This window comes from Acinetobacter brisouii (assembly GCF_008993995.1).
Lineage (GTDB): Bacteria > Pseudomonadota > Gammaproteobacteria > Pseudomonadales > Moraxellaceae > Acinetobacter > Acinetobacter brisouii_A.
This window is the reverse complement of sequence record NZ_BKNN01000173.1, coordinates 1-686: the sequence shown is the minus strand read 5'-3', so window position 1 is coordinate 686 and position 686 is coordinate 1. Positions and strand designations below refer to the sequence as shown.

1 protein-coding gene is annotated in these 686 nt (G+C 49.6%); it reads left to right on the top strand.

The features are described from left to right. On the top strand, nucleotides 1-686 hold a 686-nt coding region (tnpC, locus tag GBN19_RS15515; protein ID WP_151778712.1), incomplete at both ends, for an IS66 family transposase.

The window sequence follows — 686 nt, the reverse complement described above, 5'->3', positions numbered from 1 at the left end:
CTGACTCAGCAAGCGATGCCCGCCTATGTGATTGATAAAGGCATTGCTTCACCTGAATTGCTCAGCCATGTGCTGGTATCGAAGTATGCCGATCATTTGCCGCTGTACCGTCAACGTCTGATCTATCAGCGGGCGGGAATCGAACTTTCTAGATCAACTTTATCTGACTGGATAGGTCGCTGCGGTGTAGAACTGGAACCTCTGGCCAATGCCTTAAAGGAGGTGGTGCTGCAACAGCGGGTGCTGCATGCAGATGAAACACCGGTCACCATCATGCGGATGGGTGAGAATGATAAAAAACCGAAGAAAGGTTATGTCTGGGCCTATGCCACCACACAGTACAATCCAGTTCAGGCGGTGATCTATGACTTTCAGGATAGTCGTTCAGGCCAGCATGCTGCAGAGTTCTTGAAAGGCTGGCAGGGTTATCTAGTCTGTGATGATTACAGTGGTTATAAAGCACGCTTTAAATCAGGCCAGGTCATTGAGGTGGGCTGCATGGCGCATGCTCGTCGTAAATTCCATGAACTGCATGTGACCAAGAAAAGTCAGGTCGCTGAACAGGCCTTAGTGCTGATTCAGAAACTGTATGCCATAGAAGCAGAACTCAGGAGAAAGACCGATGGTACAGCAGAACAGCGCCGCGAATACCGACAACAGCATAGTCAACCGGTGATGCAACAACT